Annotated in this window: 15 protein-coding genes; 11 read left to right on the top strand and 4 right to left on the bottom strand. The window is 70.0% G+C overall.

Annotated elements, in window-relative coordinates:
* Window positions 1-220 precede the first annotated feature (220 nt).
* Window positions 221-571 (top strand): hypothetical protein, encoded by a 351-nt coding sequence (locus tag ACGFZA_RS41040; protein ID WP_385281742.1) that lies wholly within the window; start codon window positions 221-223, stop codon window positions 569-571.
* A gap of 46 nt (window positions 572-617) precedes the next feature.
* Window positions 618-923, top strand: coding sequence for a WXG100 family type VII secretion target (locus ACGFZA_RS41035; RefSeq protein ID WP_385281744.1), 306 nt, complete (start codon window positions 618-620; stop codon window positions 921-923).
* A gap of 78 nt (window positions 924-1,001) precedes the next feature.
* On the opposite strand, the gene ACGFZA_RS41030 is transcribed toward ACGFZA_RS41035, so the two are convergent.
* Window positions 1,002-1,235, bottom strand: coding sequence for a DUF397 domain-containing protein (locus ACGFZA_RS41030; protein WP_148021251.1), 234 nt, complete (start codon window positions 1,233-1,235; stop codon window positions 1,002-1,004).
* 173 nt (window positions 1,236-1,408) lie between these two features.
* On the bottom strand, window positions 1,409-5,365 hold the full coding sequence (gene eccCa, locus ACGFZA_RS41025) for a type VII secretion protein EccCa (protein ID WP_393686096.1): 3,957 nt from the start codon (window positions 5,363-5,365) through the stop codon (window positions 1,409-1,411).
* Between the two features lie 202 nt (window positions 5,366-5,567).
* On the opposite strand from eccCa, the gene eccD reads away from it, so the two are divergent.
* The 6 genes from eccD (at window position 5,568) to ACGFZA_RS40995 (ending at window position 12,650) form a co-directional block, all read left to right on the top strand.
* The gene (gene eccD, locus ACGFZA_RS41020; RefSeq protein WP_393686094.1) at window positions 5,568-7,016 is read left to right on the top strand and encodes a type VII secretion integral membrane protein EccD; all 1,449 of its coding nucleotides are present in this window, start codon (window positions 5,568-5,570) and stop codon (window positions 7,014-7,016) included.
* Between the two features lie 222 nt (window positions 7,017-7,238).
* A complete protein-coding gene (gene rpsO, locus ACGFZA_RS41015; protein ID WP_018551846.1) occupies window positions 7,239-7,529 on the top strand; it encodes a 30S ribosomal protein S15 in 291 nt (96 codons plus the stop codon).
* A gap of 269 nt (window positions 7,530-7,798) precedes the next feature.
* Window positions 7,799-10,012, top strand: coding sequence for a polyribonucleotide nucleotidyltransferase (locus ACGFZA_RS41010; protein WP_385281785.1), 2,214 nt, complete (start codon window positions 7,799-7,801; stop codon window positions 10,010-10,012).
* On the top strand, window positions 10,009-11,388 hold the full coding sequence (locus ACGFZA_RS41005; RefSeq protein ID WP_393686091.1) for a M16 family metallopeptidase: 1,380 nt from the start codon (window positions 10,009-10,011) through the stop codon (window positions 11,386-11,388). The genes ACGFZA_RS41010 and ACGFZA_RS41005 overlap by 4 nt, the downstream gene beginning before the upstream one ends.
* Before the next feature lie 24 nt (window positions 11,389-11,412).
* Window positions 11,413-12,165 carry a 4-hydroxy-tetrahydrodipicolinate reductase gene (gene dapB, locus ACGFZA_RS41000; RefSeq protein WP_385281756.1) on the top strand — a complete coding sequence of 251 codons (753 nt, stop codon included), beginning with the start codon at window positions 11,413-11,415 and terminating at the stop codon, window positions 12,163-12,165.
* Between the two features lie 14 nt (window positions 12,166-12,179).
* Window positions 12,180-12,650: a hypothetical protein gene (locus tag ACGFZA_RS40995; RefSeq protein WP_385281759.1), complete on the top strand. Its 471-nt coding sequence runs from the start codon at window positions 12,180-12,182 to the stop codon at window positions 12,648-12,650.
* Window positions 12,651-12,767: 117 nt separating this feature from the next.
* On the opposite strand, the gene ACGFZA_RS40990 is transcribed toward ACGFZA_RS40995, so the two are convergent.
* Together ACGFZA_RS40990 and ACGFZA_RS40985 are read right to left on the bottom strand one after the other, a co-directional pair.
* The gene (locus tag ACGFZA_RS40990; RefSeq protein WP_385281762.1) at window positions 12,768-13,319 is read right to left on the bottom strand and encodes a hypothetical protein; all 552 of its coding nucleotides are present in this window, start codon (window positions 13,317-13,319) and stop codon (window positions 12,768-12,770) included.
* 94 nt (window positions 13,320-13,413) lie between these two features.
* Complete coding sequence (locus ACGFZA_RS40985) at window positions 13,414-13,653, bottom strand: hypothetical protein (RefSeq protein ID WP_385281765.1); 240 nt, start codon at window positions 13,651-13,653, stop codon at window positions 13,414-13,416.
* 186 nt (window positions 13,654-13,839) lie between these two features.
* On the opposite strand from ACGFZA_RS40985, the gene thyX reads away from it, so the two are divergent.
* The 3 genes from thyX to ACGFZA_RS40970 all read left to right on the top strand — a co-directional run bounded on the left by thyX (window position 13,840) and on the right by ACGFZA_RS40970 (window position 17,447).
* Window positions 13,840-14,577, top strand: a complete 738-nt coding sequence (thyX, locus tag ACGFZA_RS40980; RefSeq protein ID WP_385281768.1) for an FAD-dependent thymidylate synthase — start codon at window positions 13,840-13,842, stop codon at window positions 14,575-14,577.
* Window positions 14,578-14,729: 152 nt separating this feature from the next.
* A complete protein-coding gene (dapA, locus tag ACGFZA_RS40975; protein ID WP_385281771.1) occupies window positions 14,730-15,629 on the top strand; it encodes a 4-hydroxy-tetrahydrodipicolinate synthase in 900 nt (299 codons plus the stop codon).
* 132 nt (window positions 15,630-15,761) lie between these two features.
* Window positions 15,762-17,447: a ribonuclease J gene (locus tag ACGFZA_RS40970; RefSeq protein ID WP_385281774.1), complete on the top strand. Its 1,686-nt coding sequence runs from the start codon at window positions 15,762-15,764 to the stop codon at window positions 17,445-17,447.
* Window positions 17,448-17,837: the final 390 nt, after the last annotated feature.

Below are 17,837 nucleotides of genomic sequence, written 5' to 3'. Positions count from 1 at the left end.
GGAGGGGCGCCCGCATACTGGATGTATTCGGGCGTTCCGACAACGCGGCGAGGTGCCGTAGCTGTCGTCGTGCGCCCGCCAGGAATTGTGGGACAGCCCTTAGGGTGAGCCCGGACTTCAGGCGGGTGACGGGGGGTCAGGACGGCCGGAGGCACTCCACCGGAGCCGGTGCGGCCACCCCTGCCCCGCATCCCTCAGCGAACCCAGAGAGGACCTCCGCATGAGCAACCCCGCGGGCGGTTTCGGACTTGCCGACGAGCCGGTCATCCAGGCCCGGAACAAGATCGTCAGAACCGCCGAGGCGGTCTCCGCGCAGGCCAGGGAACTCGCCGACATCCTCGCGACGGCCGGGGCGGGGTGGACCGGCATCGGCGCCTCGGGGTTCACGTCCGCACAGCTCGTGATCAACGAGGACCACGACGAGATCCGCCGGCTGCTGAATGTGCTGCTCCACGCGGTGGGCAGCACCAGGAACCTCAGCAACGCCAACGACGACGAGGTCCGCGCGGCCTTCAACGCGGTCAGGACTCCGGCCGCGGCGGGCAGCGCCTCGGGGCTCCACGGAGTCTGAACCCGCACCTCCCCTTTTCCCGCAGCCGATCCAGAGGAGAACCCGGATGGGTCACGACCCGCACACCAAGGTCAGGTACGAAAGCGTCCAGGAGATGGCGAACCGCATCCGCGTGGTGTCGCGGAACATCTGCCGCGACCTGGAGGAGATGGACGGCGCGCTCAAGGTGGTCACCGACACCTGGGACGGCGAGGCCCACACCGCGTACGTGCTGCTCCAGAACAAGTACCGCGGCAAGGCCGACGACATGAAGGGCCGCCTGGAACACGTCGCCAGGATCATCGAGAACGGCAAGGACAGCTACCGCGCCACGGACCTCAGGTCCTCACGCCTGTTCACCGAGGCGTACTGAACGCAGCCGGCCGGGCCGCGCACGACGACAAGAGGGGCACGTTCCGTGGAACGGGCCCCTCCGGCATGCCCCCACGCCCTACGTCAGGTCGAACTCGCCGTCCCGGGCGCCCAGAACGAAGGCACGCCACTCGGCCTCCGTGTACCGCAGCACGGTGTCCGGATCCAGCGAGGACCTCATCGCCACGGCCCCGCCCGGCAGATGCGCGATCTCGACACGCTCCTCCGCCTCCTCGGTCCCGGGCGCACTCAGCCATTCCACCCCCGAGATGTCGAGTGCGTACAGCTCGTCCTTCTCCGCCTGCGTGCCCATGGTCAGGGTTCCTCTCCGTACGTGGCTCTGCACGGCACCGTACAGGCACCGCCGCGGCCTTTGGCCGTGTCTGGAGTTCCCCGGCGAAAGGTGCTTTTCTGTGCTCCCGCGACGCTTCGCGCGCCGCCGTTCCGTGCCCGGCGAGGCCTCCCGGGAGCTGACCGCCGCCCGGCTCAGGGGCGCTCCGGGAACCTTCCGGTCTGCACCAGCGGACTGCCCTGCCGCCGGGAGGCGAAGTACCCGCGCCCCGGCGGCAGCGGATGCCCGCGCACCGCCCCGATGAGATCCCCCTCGGCCGGACTGCCGGACAGCACGACCCCCTGGGCACCCAACTCCTTGATCCGCTGCATGAACGTCTCGTACATCGCACGCGACGCCCCCGCCGAACTGCGCGCGATGACGAAGCGCACCCCCGTGTCCCGGGCGAACGGCAGGTATTCCGCCAGCGGGGCCAGCGGGCCACCCGCGCCCGTCGCCACCAGGTCGTAGTCGTCGACGACGACGAAGATCCGCGGACCGGTCCACCAGCTCCGCTCGCGCAGCTGCCGCGGAGTCACGTCCGCCGGCGGCTGCCGCCGCGCGAACACACCGGCCAGCGCCTCCATGTGCGTCCCCAGCGCGTCGGCCGTCGGCGCGTACTCCAGCAGATGGCTCTCCGGCAGCGCGCCCAGCATCCCCCGCCGGTAGTCCCCGACGACGAGCTTCGCCTCGTCGGGGGAGTACCGCTCCGCGATCTGCTTCGCGATCAGACGCAGCAGATTGGTCTTCCCCGACTCGCTCTCGCCGAAGACCAGGAAGAACGGGTCGGCGTCGAAGTCGACGAACACCGGCTCCAGATCCGTCTCCGCGATCCCGACCGCGACGCCCCGGTGCGGGAACTCGAAGCCCTTCGGCAACCGCTCCGCGGGCAGGGTGAGCGGCAGCAGCCGTACGGAAGGTGCCGACGCGCCCGTCCAGCTCGCCCGCACCGTACCGACGAGCGCGGCGGTCGCCCCGGCGAGGCCCGACGCGTCGGTGACCGAGTCGACGCGGGGCAGCGCGGCCATGAAGTGCAGCTTCTCCGCCACCTGACCGCGCCCCGGCGCCCCGGCCGGCACCCGGCCGGCGACCTTCCGGTCGAACTCGGAGTCCATGACGTCGCCGAGCCGCAGTTCGAGCCGCCCGAGGACCTGGTCCTTGAGCGCGGCGCGCACCTCCATGTACCGCGCGGCGGAGAGCACCACGTGGACCCCGTAGCCCAGACCGCGCGCGGCGATGTCCGTGACGACCGGCTCCAGCGACTCGTACGCGGTCCGGAAACCGCCCCAGCCGTCGATGACCAGGAACACGTCACCCCACGCCTCACCGGGAAGCTCTCCGAGAGCGCGCATGCGCCGGTACGTGGCGACGGAGTCGATACCCTGCGCCCGGAAGAGCTCCTCGCGCCGGGCCAGTACCCCCGCCACCTCCGCGACCGTGCGCCGCACCCGCTCCGGATCCAGCCGTGAGGCGATCTGTCCCACATGTGGCAGCTCCGCCATCGGGGCGAGCCCGCCGCCACCGAAGTCGAGACCGTAGAACTGCACCTCCTGCGGCGTGTGCGTGAGCGCGAACGACGCGATCAGCGTCCGCAGCAGGGTCGACTTGCCCGACTGCGGCCCGCCGACCACCATCAGATGCCCCGCAGCCCCGGAGAAGTCCCGGTACAGCACCTCGCGCCGCTGCTCGAACGGCTTGTCGACCAGACCGAGCGGGACCGTCAGCCCGCCGGGCCGGCTGTACTCCGTGGCGGTGAACCCGCGCCCCTCGGCCGGCGCGAGCCCCGGCAGCAACTGGTCCAGTGCCGGAGCCCGGTCCAGCGGCGGCAGCCACACCTGATGGGCCGGCACCCCCTGGCCCTCCAGCCGCCGCACGACCACGTCGAGCACCGTGTCGGCGAACGCCTCGTCCCGCGCCGGTGCGACCGTCACGGCGGCCGCACCGGCCTCCGCACCCGCCGACGGCACCGGCACCGGCAGCGCACGGAACAGGGCCGCCCGCCGCACGGCCGGCACCTGCCCCACCGCGGCGGAACCGCCCGTGCGATGCGCCCCCGACACGTACGCCGCCTTGAACCGGGTCATCTCCTCCGTCCCGGACTTGAGATAGCCCGAGCCCGGCACGGAGGGCAGGTGGTACGCGTCCGGCACCCCCAGTGCCGTCCGGGACTCCGAGGCCGAGAAGGTCCGCAGCCCGATCCGGTACGAGAGATACGTGTCCAGACCGCGCAGCCTGCCCTCCTCCAGCCGCTGGGAGGCCAGCAGCAGATGCACCCCCAGCGAACGGCCGATGCGGCCGATCTGGATGAACATGTCGATGAAGTCGGGCTTGGCGGTGAGCAGCTCGGAGAACTCGTCGATCACCAGCACCAGCGAGGCCAGCGGCTCCAGTGCCGCCCCCGCCGCCCGTGCCTTCTCGTAGTCGTGGACGCCGGCGTAGTTGCCCGCCGAGCGCAGCAGCTCCTGCCTGCGCTGGAGCTCCCCGCGGATCGCGTCGCCCATCCGGTCGACGAGGGCCAGGTCGTCGGCCAGGTTGGTGATGACCGCGGCCACGTGCGGCAGCTGCGACATACCGCTGAAGGTCGCCCCGCCCTTGAAGTCCGCGAGCACGAAGTTCAGCGTCTCCGAGGGATGCGTGACCGCGAGCCCCAGCACGAGCGTGCGCAGGAGCTCCGACTTTCCGGACCCCGTCGCGCCGACGCACAGCCCGTGCGGCCCCATGCCGTCCTGCGCCGCCTCCTTGAGGTCCAGCATCACCGGCAGCCCGTCCTCGCCCACCCCGATGGGCACCCGCAGGCGCTCCGAGACGGGACGCGGCCGCCACGTGCGCGCCACGTCGACCGTGTCCGCGTCGCCGAGATCAAGCAGTTCGGTGAAGTCCAGGTCGGACAGCAGGGGTTCGCCCTCCCTGCCGCCGCCCGTCCGCAGCGGCGCCAGCTGCCGGGCCAGCGCCTCGGCCGCGGGCAGGGAGATGCCGTCCGGAACACCGTCGTACGCCGCCCCCGTACCCGACTCCATCCGCAGCAGTCCCGGCCGCACCGTCACGGAGAGGCCGCCGCGCGAGACGGCCGGCTCGCCCCGCACCAGCTCGACGACGGTCACGCCCTGCAACCCCTCGGGCGCCGCCCACAGCGAGTCCGTCGACACCGCGCCACCGTCCAGGACCACCACGATGTGCGGCTGGTCGGGCAGCGGCGCACTCTCCCGGCCGAACCGCGGCCGTCCTTCCAGCCGGTCGCCCAGCAACGGATCGAGGGCGGCCGTATCCGCCGCGAAGAGCCGCTTCGAACCGGCCCCGTCGGCCTGCCCCGGCACCTGGGTGTGCGGCAGCCACTTCGTCCAGTCCCAGCGCGCCACCGCGTCCGGCCCCGCCACGACCGCGATCACCAGGTCGTCCGGCGCATGCAGCGTCACCAACTGGGCCACCATCGCCCGCGCCACCGAGCGCGCCGACTCCGGCGGCCCGCTCACCGTCACCCGGGGAAACGCCCGCACCGGGAACGCCACCGGCAGCCCGTCCAGCGAGCCGTGCACCGCAAGGAAGCGCCGCAGCGCCCCCGCGCACACCGGCTCCGCCTCATCGGCGGGATCGGTCTCCGGCGCCGACAGGGGCGTCGACAGCCCCTGCACCCCGAGCCCGATCCGCACCTGCCCGAAGTCCTGGTCACCGGACCGCCGTTCCCAGACCCGGACGCCCTCGGCGACCACCGCCCACAACTGGTCGGGGCCCGGATGCAGATACCACTGCGCATCACGCTGGGCGCGCGCGGTCCGCCGCACCGTACGCCGGGTATGCGCCAGGTAGGTGAGGTAGTCGCGCCGGGCGTCCGCCAACTGCCCCTGTGTGCCACGGCGGTGACGGACCAGCTGCGCCACCGCCATGGCGACCGTCGACACGAGCATCAGCACACCCATGATCCGCATGAACGGCGGCGCCTGCGGCGAGAAGAAGAAGACCACCGACGAACCCATGCCCAGCACCGGCAGGACCTGCATCAGCACGCCCTCCCGCTGTCCGCGCGGCAGCGAGGGCGGAGCCTTCAACGTCAGCCCGTCCGAGGGAAGTTCCGGCGGCAGGGCCCGCGGCGGTCGCTTCACGACGATGTGGCTCACCGGTGCATCAATCCTTCGGTACGGACGGGCCGGAGGCCGGACGGACCCGCACCGGCGCCCCCGTGGCTGCCTCCGCCCACGGACTGGCCTCCGCGCGACCGCGATCCTACTGGCCGGACCTTCGCGGAAGTTCCGGGATTCACCCCTCCCGGTAGGGTTGCGCGCGCATCGTGCGCAACCGTCGACTAGGGGGACCAGACACGTGAGTACGACCGCGGCGACCGGCTTCTGCCGTGTCACAGTCGTGGCACCCGACAGCCGGATCGACGTCGCACTGCCCCACGACCTCGCCGTCGCCGACGTCTGCCCGGAGATCCTCCGCCTCACCGGCCGGACCCAGGCGGTCGCCACCCCCACCGGGTACCACCTGGTACGACGTGACGGCACCGTCCTCGACGGCGCCCGCACCCTCGCGGCCCAGCAGGTGCTCGACGGCGAGATCCTCAGCCTGCGACCGTTCGCCGACTCGCTGCCGCCCGCCGTGTTCGACGACGTCTCGGACGCCGTCGCCTCGGCCGTCGCCCGCGACCGCCATCTGTGGAGCGACGACCTGCTGCGCGGCGCGGGCCCGGCGGGGGCCGCGCTGCTGTTCGTCCTGCTCGGCTTCGTCCTCTGGTCCGCCGACCCGGTCCGCCACGACATGCACGGCCTGCCCGGCGTCATCGCGGGAGCCGCCGGAGTGCTGCTCACCGCCTTCGCGGGGGTCCGCGCCCGGGTCTACGCGGACCGCCTCACGGCCGTCGCGCTCGGCCTGGGCGCCCTGCCCCTCGTCCTCCTCGCGGGCTCCGGCATCATCGGCCCGGACGCAGGTCAGGGGCCGGGCAGGCTGCAGTTCCTGCTCGGCTGCGTCGCCGTGCTGGTCGCCGCCGTCGTGCTGACCGCCGTCACCCCGGGGGGCGATGCCCCGTTCGTCGCGGCGGCCTTCCTCGCCACCGCGGGCACCCTGGCGGCCTTCGGCGCGATCCTCGCCGAATCCACGGCCGCCTCGGCCGCCGCCGTCTGCGCGCCGGCCGCCATCGGACTCGTCGCCTTCCTGCCCGGTCTCTCGGCCCGCTTCGCCCGGCTCCCCATCGGGTACGTCCCGCAGCACACCGCCGGGACCGGCCACGACGACCCCTACGCCGATCCGGACGCCGGACACCGGGACGCCCCCGTCGACGCCGCGCACATCGCGGAGCGGGCGCGGCGGGGCCACGAGCTCCTGCTCGGCCTCGTCGGAGGCTGCGCGGCCCTCGTCGCCGCGTCCGCCGCCGTGCTCGGCTTCTCCGGCGATGTCCGGGGGCAGCTCCTCGCGCTGGCCACGGGGCTCGCCATGCTGCTGCGGGCCCGGCTCTTCCGCTACACCTCGCAGGTCGTCTGCGCGCTCGCGGCGGGCCTCGGGGCGCTCACCCTGCTGATCCTCGGCCTCGCACTGAATCCGCCCGCCGACCTGGCGGCGGCGCTCGCCATCCGCACGGTCCAGCTGTCCGCGGCCATCGCAACCGGGGCGGCGCTGCTGACCGCGGCCGGCCTGATCGTTCCGCGCAAGGGGCTCTCCCCGTTCTGGGGGCGCGTCCTGGACCTGACGGAGAGCGCGCTCCTGCTCTCCCTGGTCCCGCTCTGCCTGGCGGTCCTCGACGTCTTCGCCAGGGCCAGGGCGCTGACGGGCTGAGGCCGGTCGGGGCCGCTCCGGACTGGCCGGGGCGCTGACGGGCTGAGGCCCGTCGGGGCTGCTCCGGACGGCTGGTAGTCTGGCTGTGGCCGTTTGTGTACGCGTTCCCGGTTGGCTCTGGGGGCTGCGCTCATCGGACCTTCGCTCCCGAGTCACTCAAGCTCCCCTGAGATCAAGACCAGGGGCACTCGTGGGCGCATCGAACACCAAGAGGAGTACCGCGTGCCGCTCGACGCCGCTACGAAGAAGCAGATCATGACCGAGTTCGCGCAGAAGGAGGGCGACACCGGTTCCCCCGAGGTTCAGGTCGCCATGCTTTCGCGCCGTATCTCGGACCTGACGGAGCACCTCAAGACGCACAAGCACGACCACCACTCCCGTCGTGGTCTGCTGATCCTGGTCGGCCAGCGTCGCCGCCTCCTGCAGTACCTGGCCAAGAAGGACATCCAGCGCTTCCGTGCGCTCGTCGACCGCCTCGGCATCCGCCGTGGCGCGGCCGGCGGCGCCAAGTAAGGACGCTGTGAAAGGGAGCGGTTCCCACTTCTAGGGGGCCGCTCCCTTTGCCGTACGTGCGGGACCGGGGGGAACCTCAGTAACCTGGACGTACAACAACAGACGAGGAGAGGCGCGCCACGGCCGCCGCCGGTCCTCGGTAGTGGCCCCCGGGACAACGCCCGGGAGCTTCGATCGAAGACCGGCCCCGCACACAGGTGCGCTTCTCCGCACCGTCCTGCGCCACACGGGCGTCAGGACGAAAGACGACGAGTATGGAGAAATCACTAGTGGAGAACGAGACCCACTACGCCGAGGCCGTTATCGACAACGGAACCTTCGGCACCCGCACCATCCGCTTCGAGACGGGCCGCCTGGCCAAGCAGGCCGCCGGCTCCGCCGTCGCGTACCTGGACGACGACACCATGGTGCTGTCGGCCACCACCGCTTCCAAGCGGCCCAAGGACCAGCTCGACTTCTTCCCCCTCACGGTGGACGTCGAGGAGCGGCAGTACGCCGCCGGTAAGATCCCCGGCTCGTTCTTCCGCCGGGAGGGCCGCCCCTCCGAGGACGCGATCCTCACCTGCCGCCTGATCGACCGCCCGCTGCGCCCCTCCTTCAAGAAGGGCCTGCGCAACGAGATCCAGATCGTCGAGACGATCATGGCGCTCAACCCCGACCACCTGTACGACGTGGTCGCGATCAACGCCGCCTCCGCCTCCACGATCCTGGCGGGCCTGCCCTTCTCCGGCCCCATCGGCGCCACCCGCGTCGCCCTGATCAAGGGCCAGTGGGTCGCCTTCCCGACGCACACCGAGCTCGAGGACGCCGTCTTCGACATGGTCGTCGCGGGCCGCGTCCTGGAGGACGGCGACGTCGCGATCATGATGGTCGAGGCCGAGGCCACCGAGAAGACCATCCAGCTCGTCCAGGACGGTGCCGAGGCCCCGACCGAAGAGGTCGTCGCCGCCGGTCTCGAAGCGGCGAAGCCCTTCATCAAGTCGCTCTGCAAGGCCCAGTCGGACCTCGCCGCCAAGGCCGCCAAGCCCACCGGCGAGTTCCCGGTCTTCCTCGACTACCAGGACGACGTCCTGGAGGCGCTCTCCAAGGCCGTCAGCACCGAGCTCGCCAAGGCGCTCACCATCGCCGGCAAGCAGGAGCGCGAGGCGGAGCTCGACCGCATCAAGGAGATCGCGGGCGAGAAGCTCCTCCCGGCCTTCGAGGGCCGCGAGAAGGAGATCTCCGGTGCCTACCGCGCGCTGACCAAGAAGCTGGTCCGCGAGCGCGTCATCAAGGACAAGGTCCGCATCGACGGCCGCGGCGTCACGGACATCCGTACGCTCGCCGCCGAGGTCGAGGCCATCCCGCGCGTGCACGGCTCGGCGCTCTTCGAGCGTGGCGAGACCCAGATCCTGGGCGTCACCACCCTCAACATGCTCCGTATGGAGCAGCAGCTGGACACCCTCTCCCCGGTGACCCGCAAGCGCTACATGCACAACTACAACTTCCCGCCGTACTCCGTCGGTGAGACCGGCCGCGTGGGCTCGCCCAAGCGCCGCGAGATCGGCCACGGCGCGCTCGCCGAGCGCGCCATCGTGCCGGTGCTGCCGTCGCGCGAGGACTTCCCCTACGCGATCCGCCAGGTCTCCGAGGCGCTGGGCTCCAACGGCTCGACGTCCATGGGCTCGGTCTGCGCCTCCACCATGTCGCTGCTGAACGCCGGTGTGCCCCTCAAGGCCGCCGTCGCCGGTATCGCCATGGGTCTGATCTCCGAGGAGATCGACGGCAAGACCCACTACGTCGCCCTCACCGACATCCTCGGTGCCGAGGACGCGTTCGGTGACATGGACTTCAAGGTCGCCGGTACGAAGCAGTTCGTGACCGCGCTCCAGCTCGACACCAAGCTCGACGGCATCCCTGCCTCGGTCCTGGCCGCCGCGCTGAAGCAGGCCCGTGACGCACGCCTCCACATCCTCGATGTGATGAACGAGGCCATCGACGTCCCGGACGAGATGTCCCCGAACGCCCCGCGGATCATCACCGTCAAGATCCCGGTGGACAAGATCGGTGAGGTCATCGGCCCCAAGGGCAAGATGATCAACCAGATCCAGGAGGACACCGGCGCCGACATCACGATCGAGGACGACGGCACCATCTACATCGGTGCCCAGCAGGGCTCGCAGGCCGAGGCCGCGCGCGCCACGATCAACGCGATCGCCAACCCGACCATGCCGGAGGTCGGCGAGCGCTACCTGGGTACGGTCGTCAAGACCACCACCTTCGGTGCGTTCGTCTCCCTGATGCCCGGCAAGGACGGCCTGCTGCACATCTCGCAGATCCGCAAGCTCGCCGGTGGCAAGCGCGTGGAGAACGTCGAGGACGTGCTCGGCGTCGGCGCCAAGGTCCAGGTCGAGATCGCGGAGATCGACTCCCGCGGCAAGCTCTCCCTCATCCCCGTCATCGAGGGCGAAGAGGACGAGAAGAAGGACGACACCGACAAGTGACGTCCCGTAGTTCCGTGACGACGGCCCGCCCCTCCTCGGAGGGGCGGGCCGTCGCCCGTACCCAAACGCTTCTCAAGGGCACCAACGGCATCGGCACGGTCCGCCGCACGGTCCTGCCCGGCGGCCTGCGCATCGTCACCGAGACGCTGCCCTCCGTACGCTCCGCCACCTTCGGTATCTGGGCCAACGTCGGATCACGCGACGAGACCCCGACGCTGAACGGCGCGACGCACTACCTCGAACACCTCCTCTTCAAGGGCACCGCCAAGCGCAGCGCCCTCGACATCTCGTCCGCGATCGACGCGGTCGGCGGCGAGATGAACGCCTTCACGGCGAAGGAGTACACCTGCTACTACGCGCGGGTCCTCGACACGGACCTGCCGCTGGCCATCGATGTCGTCTGCGACATGCTGACCGGCTCCCTGATCACCTCCGAGGACGTCGACGCCGAGCGCGGCGTCATCCTCGAGGAGATCGCGATGACGGAGGACGACCCGGGCGACTGCGTGCACGACCTGTTCGCGCACACCATGCTCGGCGACACCCCGCTCGGCCGCCCGGTCCTCGGTACCGTCGACACGATCAACGCGCTGAACCGCGGCCAGATCGCCCGGTTCTACAAGAAGCACTACGACCCCACGCACCTGGTCGTCGCCGCAGCCGGCAACGTCGACCACGCCACGGTCGTGCGCCAGGTCCGCAAGGCCTTCGAGCGCGCCGGGGCTCTGTCCCGCACCGACGCCGTCCCGACGGCGCCGCGTGCGGGCTCCCGCACGCTGCGCACCGCGGGCCGGGTCGAACTGCAGAACCGCAGGACCGAGCAGGCCCACGTGGTTCTCGGCATGCCGGGGCTGGCCCGCACCGACGAGCGCCGCTGGGCGCTCGGCGTACTCAACACCGCCCTCGGCGGCGGCATGAGCTCCCGCCTCTTCCAGGAGGTACGGGAGAAGCGCGGACTGGCCTACAGCGTCTACTCGTACACCTCGGGCTTCGCGGACTGCGGACTCTTCGGCGTGTACGCGGGCTGCCGGCCCAGCCAGGTCCACGACGTCCTCAAGATCTGCCGCGACGAGATCGACAAGGTCGCGTCGGACGGACTGGACGACGAGGAGATCAGCCGCGCGATCGGCCAGCTCTCCGGCTCCACCGTCCTCGGCCTGGAGGACACCGGCGCCCTGATGAACCGGATCGGCAAGAGCGAACTGTGCTGGGGCGAGCAGATGTCGGTCGACGACATGCTGGCCCGCATCGCGCAGGTCACCCCGGACGACGTCCGCGCGGTGGCGGGCGAGGTCCTCGGACACCGCCCCTCGCTCTCCGTCATCGGCCCGCTCAAGGACAAGCAGGCCGGCCGCCTCGACGAAGCGGTCTCCTAAATCCCTTTGTAAGGAAGCAGAGCAATGAGCAAGCTGCGCGTAGCCGTTCTCGGAGCCGGGGGCCGTATCGGCTCCGAGGCGGTACGAGCGGTCGAGGCCGCCGACGACCTGGAACTCGTGGCCGCGCTCGGCCGCGGCGACAAGCTGGAGAGCCTCACGGACTCCGGCACCCAGGTCGTCGTCGAGCTCACCACCCCCACGTCGGTGATGGACAACCTCGACTTCTGCGTCCGGCACGGCATCCACGCCGTGGTCGGCACCACCGGCTGGACCGACGAACGGCTCGCGCAGCTCGGCACCTGGCTCTCCGCCTCGCCGGGGACCGGCGTGCTCATCGCGCCGAACTTCTCGATCGGCGCAGTCCTCACGATGAGGTTCGCGCAGCAGGCCGCCCGCTACTTCGAGTCGGTCGAGGTCATCGAACTCCACCACCCGAACAAGGCCGACGCCCCCTCCGGCACAGCCGCCCGCACCGCCCAGCTGATCGCCGACGCCCGCCGCGAGGCGGGCTGCGCGCCGCAGCCGGACGCCACGGCGACGGCACTGGACGGGGCGCGAGGCGCCGACGTGGACGGCATTCCGGTCCACTCGGTACGGCTCCGCGGCCTCCTGGCCCACCAGGAGGTCCTGCTCGGGGGCGAGGGCGAGACCCTCACCATCCGGCACGACTCCCTGCACCACAGCAGCTTCATGCCGGGCATCCTGCTCGGAGCACGCCGCGTGGTGACCACGCCGGGCCTCACGTTCGGCCTGGAAAACTTCCTCGACCTGAACTGACTGAGCCCACCACCATGCGCGCAAAGATCACTTACGCCGTCACCGCTGCCGTCCTGGTCTTCTACTTCGTCCTGGTCGGCAGCCGAGGTGTCCTGCTCATCGAGCACGGCACGCTGCTCACGGTGACCTTCGGGGTCGCCGTGCTGATCCTTCCGGTGATCGGCATCTGGTTCCTCTGGAAGAACACCCAGTTCGTCCGGAGGGCCAACGCCCTGGCCGCCGAACTCGACGCCGAGGGCGGCCTGCCCGTCGACGACCTGGTCCGCACTCCGAGCGGACGTATCGACCGGGACTCCGCCGACGCGGTGTTCGCCCGCCGCAGGGAGGAGACGGAGGACGCGCCGGACGACTGGCGCTGCTGGTTCCGCCTCGCTGTCGCCTACCAGGACGCCCGGGACACGCCGAGGGCCAGGAAGGCCATGCAGCGGGCCATCGCCCTCCACAGGGGCCGCACACCGGCCTCGGCGGCGCCTTCCGGCACCTAGGGGAGGGGGAACCGGTACGTTCCCCGCACACGACGAGACCGTCCGGCGTTCGCGAAGAACGCCGGACGGTCTCGTCGTGTGCGCGGTCCCGTCGATTCCGCCGGGGAAGGCGAGCCCTCAGTGCTGGCGGTACTCGTCCCCCCACGCCTCGATCGTGTCGGCAGCCCTGTCGAACGCCTCACTGCGCGCGAGGAAGTCCGCGTTGGAGTCGGTCAGCAGCGGCGGCACCGCGTCCCCGCCCTTGCGTACGACGATCAGGGCCTGACCCTGCACCGTGCGCGGGAAACCGAGCCACTTCACCGGCTGCTGCACCGTACGCACCGCGGCGGCACGGTGCCACGGCACGGTCGTCGTCCGGAAGAAGGCCACCCGGCGCACGCCGTGCCGGCTGACCCAGGCGCCGATCCGCAGCATCCGCAGCGCGCAGAGGATGACCGCGAGGGCCAGGGCGAGACAGGCTCCGGCCCCGGGCAGCGCTCCGGCGAACGCCGTGATCATCCCGGCGAACAGGATGAACGAGGCAAGCAGCAGCAGGCCCGCCGCAGCGGCGACACGCCAGGGCCCGGGGCGGTAGGGGCGCCGCCAGCTGTCGTGGTCGTCGAACGGCAGCGCGACGTCCTCAGCGCTCGCGTCAAATGCGCGGTCGGCCGTCAGAAAGGGCAGGGGCACGACTGATCCTCACTCACAAGCACGCTCGATTGCTGTGCCCGGTGAGGCTACCGAGGAGCGTACCGACCGGGCCACCCCAGGGGGCCCGGTCGGGTCAGCGCCCCTGTGCGGCCTCGGCCCGCTGGTCGTGCAGCGGTGACTGGTCGGGGCCCAGAGCGGGCAGACCGAGCAGCAGAGATCCGGCGAGCCCGGCGATCACGGCAAGGCCGGTCAGGGTGCGGCCCGCCTTCTCGGAGAGTGAGGCGCGCTCCCGCGGGGGCGGTGTGACGTTACTGCGGAATCGGTCGGCCTCGGCTACGAACGAGAACGGGACGGATTCACGCCGGCGGAACATGAGGAAACTCTCCTTGAACTCTGATTCGGGTGGTGCTACTGAGTCAGACGCGCGGGAAGCCCGATCGGTGCCCCGAATCACCGAATTGGCCGAAGAAATCCTCGAACGGGCGGTGCTGACCTCGTTGTCAGTGGCGGCCCGTAGAGTGGGCGCCGCCCGAGCGACGCCATTGGAAGGACCCCGCCGGTGACCGAGACCCCCGAGCCCGCAAAGCCCAGCTTCCGCAGTGATGTCACCGTTGACCTGGTGAAACACGCCGCCGGTGACTCCGATGTGCTGTTCGCCGCCCGCGTTTCCACGGCCGGTGAGCAGTCCCTCGAAGAGATCACCAAGGATCCTGAGCGCTCCAAGGGGCTCATCAACTACCTGATGCGGGACCGGCACGGAAGCCCGTTCGAGCACAACTCGATGACCTTCTTCATCAGCGCCCCGATCTTCGTGTTCCGCGAGTTCATGCGGCACCGCGTCGGCTGGTCGTACAACGAGGAATCGGGCCGCTACCGGGAGCTGGAGCCGGTCTTCTACGTCCCGGGGGAGTCCCGCAAGCTCGTCCAGCAGGGCCGTCCCGGCAAGTACGAGTTCGTCGAGGGCACCGAGGCGCAGTCGGAGCTCACCGGCCGGGTCATGGAGGACTCGTACCGCCAGGCGTACGAGGCCTACCAGGAGATGCTCGCGGCAGGAGTGGCCCGCGAGGTCGCCCGCGCGGTCCTCCCGGTCGGCCTGTTCTCGTCGATGTACGCCACGTGCAACGCCCGCTCGCTGATGCACTTCCTCGGGCTGCGCACCCAGCACGAGCTGGCGAAGGTCCCTTCGTTCCCGCAGCGGGAGATCGAGATGGTGGGCGAGCAGATGGAGGCGCACTGGGCGCAGCTCATGCCGCTTACCCATGCAGCCTTCAACAAAAACGGACGCGTCGCCCCGTAAGCGGTGTCCGTATTGCGGCGTTTCGTGAAGTTCATCTAGGCTGATCAAACGGACCCGGCACTGCTTGAACCCCCGAGCAGGCAGTGCCGGGCTCCTCTTGCTTGTCCCCCCGAGGGGACAACGGGCGCCGAGCAACGAGTAGCGTGGTACCCATGGCTCCGATCTCCACTCCGCAGACCCCCTTCGGGCGGGTCCTCACCGCTATGGTCACGCCCTTCACGGCGGACGGCGCACTCGACCTCGACGGCGCCCAGCGGCTCGCCACTCACCTGGTGGACGCAGGCAACGACGGCCTGATCGTCAACGGCACCACCGGCGAGTCCCCGACCACCAGCGACGCGGAGAAAGACCAGCTCGTACGGGCTGTGCTGGAGGCGGTCGGAGACCGTGCGCACATCGTCGCCGGCATCGGCACCAACGACACCCGGCACAGCGTCGAGCTCGCCCGTACGGCCGAGCGCACCGGCGCCCACGGCCTCCTCGCGGTCACCCCGTACTACAACAAGCCGCCGCAGGAGGGCCTCCTCCGCCACTTCACGGCCATCGCGGACTCCACCGGTCTGCCCGTGATGCTCTACGACATTCCCGGCCGCAGCGGTGTGCCGATCGACACAGAGACCCTGGTCCGGCTGTCCGAGCACCCGCGCATCGTGGCCAACAAGGACGCCAAGGGCGACCTCGGCCGCGCCAGCTGGGCCATCGCACAGTCCGGCCTGGCCTGGTACTCGGGCGACGACATGCTGAACCTGCCGCTCCTGTCGGTCGGCGCGGTCGGCTTCGTCTCGGTCGTCGGCCATGTCGTCACCCCGGACCTGCGCGCCCTCATCGAGGCCTACCTCGGCGGAGACGTACAGAAGGCCACGGAGATCCACCAGAAGCTGCTGCCCGTGTTCACAGGCATGTTCCGCACACAGGGTGTGATCACCACCAAGGCCGCGCTGACCCTCCAGGGCCTCCCGTCGGGCCCGCTGCGCCTCCCGCTGGTGGAACTCAGCGCACAGGAAACGGCACAGCTCAAGATCGATCTCGCCGCCGGTGGGGTACAGCTGTAACCACAGACTTCACAACTGAATACGCGAAGAAACATTCGCGACAGAGCACCACCAAAGACAACAGCAAGTGCACGAATGACATGCGCGCCACGTGCCCAAGCGGTACGTGGCGTGTGTGGTAAGGAGAGTCTTTTGAGTCATCCGCATCCTGAACTCGGCACCCCGCCGAAGCTCCCGAAGGGCGGCCTGCGGGTCACCCCGCTGGGCGGCCTCGGCGAAATCGGCCGCAACATGACGGTCTTCGAGTACGGCGGCCGCCTGCTCATCGTCGACTGCGGCGTCCTCTTCCCGGAGGAGGAGCAGCCCGGAATCGACCTGATCCTTCCGGACTTCACCACCATCCGGGACCGCCTCGACGACGTCGAGGGCATCGTCCTGACGCACGGACACGAGGACCACATCGGTGGTGTCCCGTATCTCCTGCGCCTGAAGCCGGACATCCCGCTCATCGGCTCGAAGCTGACCCTCGCGCTTATCGAGGCGAAGCTTCAGGAGCACCGCATCCGGCCGTACACCCTTGAGGTCAAGGAGGGGCAGCGCGAGCGCCTCGGAGTCTTCGACTGCGAGTTCATCGCGGTCAACCACTCCATCCCGGACGCTCTCGCGGTCGCCATCCGCACCCCCGCGGGCATGGCCGTCGCCACCGGCGACTTCAAGATGGACCAGCTTCCGCTGGACGGCCGTCTCACCGACCTGCACGCGTTCGCCCGGCTGAGCGAGGAAGGCATCGACCTTCTGCTCTCCGACTCGACGAACGCGGAGGTCCCCGGCTTCGTCCCGCCCGAGCGCGACATCCAGAACGTCCTGCGCACGGTCTTCGCCAATGCGCAGAAGCGCATCATCGTGGCGAGCTTCGCGAGCCATGTGCACCGCATCCAGCAGATCCTCGACACGGCCCACGAATACGGCCGCCGGGTCGCCTTCGTCGGGCGTTCGATGGTCCGGAACATGGGCATCGCCCGCGATCTGGGCTATCTGAAGGTTCCCGCGGGTCTCGTCGTCGACGTGAAGACCCTCGACGACCTGCCGGACGACGAGGTCGTGCTGGTCTGCACGGGTTCGCAGGGTGAGCCGATGGCGGCCCTGTCCCGGATGGCCAACCGCGACCACCAGATCCGCATCGTCCAGGGCGACACCGTCATCCTGGCCTCGTCGCTGATCCCGGGCAACGAGAACGCGGTCTACCGCGTGATCAACGGTCTGACCCGCTGGGGTGCCAACGTCGTCCACAAGGGCAACGCCAAGGTCCACGTCTCGGGCCACGCCTCGGCCGGCGAGCTGCTGTACTTCTACAACATCTGCAAGCCGAAGAACCTGATGCCGGTCCACGGCGAATGGCGCCACCTCAGGGCCAACGCGGAGCTGGGCGCTCTCACCGGTGTCCCGAAGGACCACATCGTCATCGCGGAGGACGGCGTGGTCGTCGACCTGATCGACGGCAAGGCCAAGATCGTCGGCAAGGTCCAGGCCGGTTACGTGTACGTCGACGGCCTCTCGGTCGGCGATGTCACCGAGACCTCCCTCAAGGACCGCCGCATCCTCGGGGACGAGGGGATCATCTCTGTCTTCATCGTGGTGGACAGCTCCTCCGGCAAGATCGTGGGCGGCCCCCACATCCAGGCGCGGGGCTCCGGCATCGACGACTCCGCGTTCAGCGCTGTCGTGCCGAAGGTCGAGGAGGCTCTCAACAAGTCGGCCCAGGATGGCGTGATGGAGCCGCACCAGCTCCAGCAACTGGTCCGTCGCACGGTGGGCAAGTGGGTCTCCGACACCTATCGCCGGCGTCCGATGATCCTTCCCGTCGTCGTCGAGGTCTGACCCCGACGGGCGTGAACTCCGGAGCGGGGCCCCCGATTTGCATCGGGGCGCCCCGCTCCAGTACGTTTGCGTCTCCGCCTCACCGGGAAGCACGGCGCACACATGTGTGCCGGGAGCGTCTGCGGGGGTTGGAAATTCCGACTCAGAACTTCTGATAAAGTCGGTATCCGCCGAAAGGCAAGGCCATTCCAAAGGCCACCGGAATTCAAATTCGGACCGGAAACGGAACGAAATGAGTCTGGTAAGGTTGGAATCGCTGGAAAGGGAAATCGCGAGAGCGAAGAACTGGAAAGCAAAAATGCGAGGCCCGCTTCGACCGGGAATCGGACACGAAAGAGTCTGATAGAGTCGGAAACGCAAGACCGAAGGGAAGCGCCCGGAGGAAAGCCC

This window comes from Streptomyces sp. NPDC048211, assembly GCF_043202315.1.
GTDB lineage: Bacteria > Actinomycetota > Actinomycetes > Streptomycetales > Streptomycetaceae > Streptomyces.
This window is presented reverse-complemented; position numbering and strand designations above follow the sequence as displayed.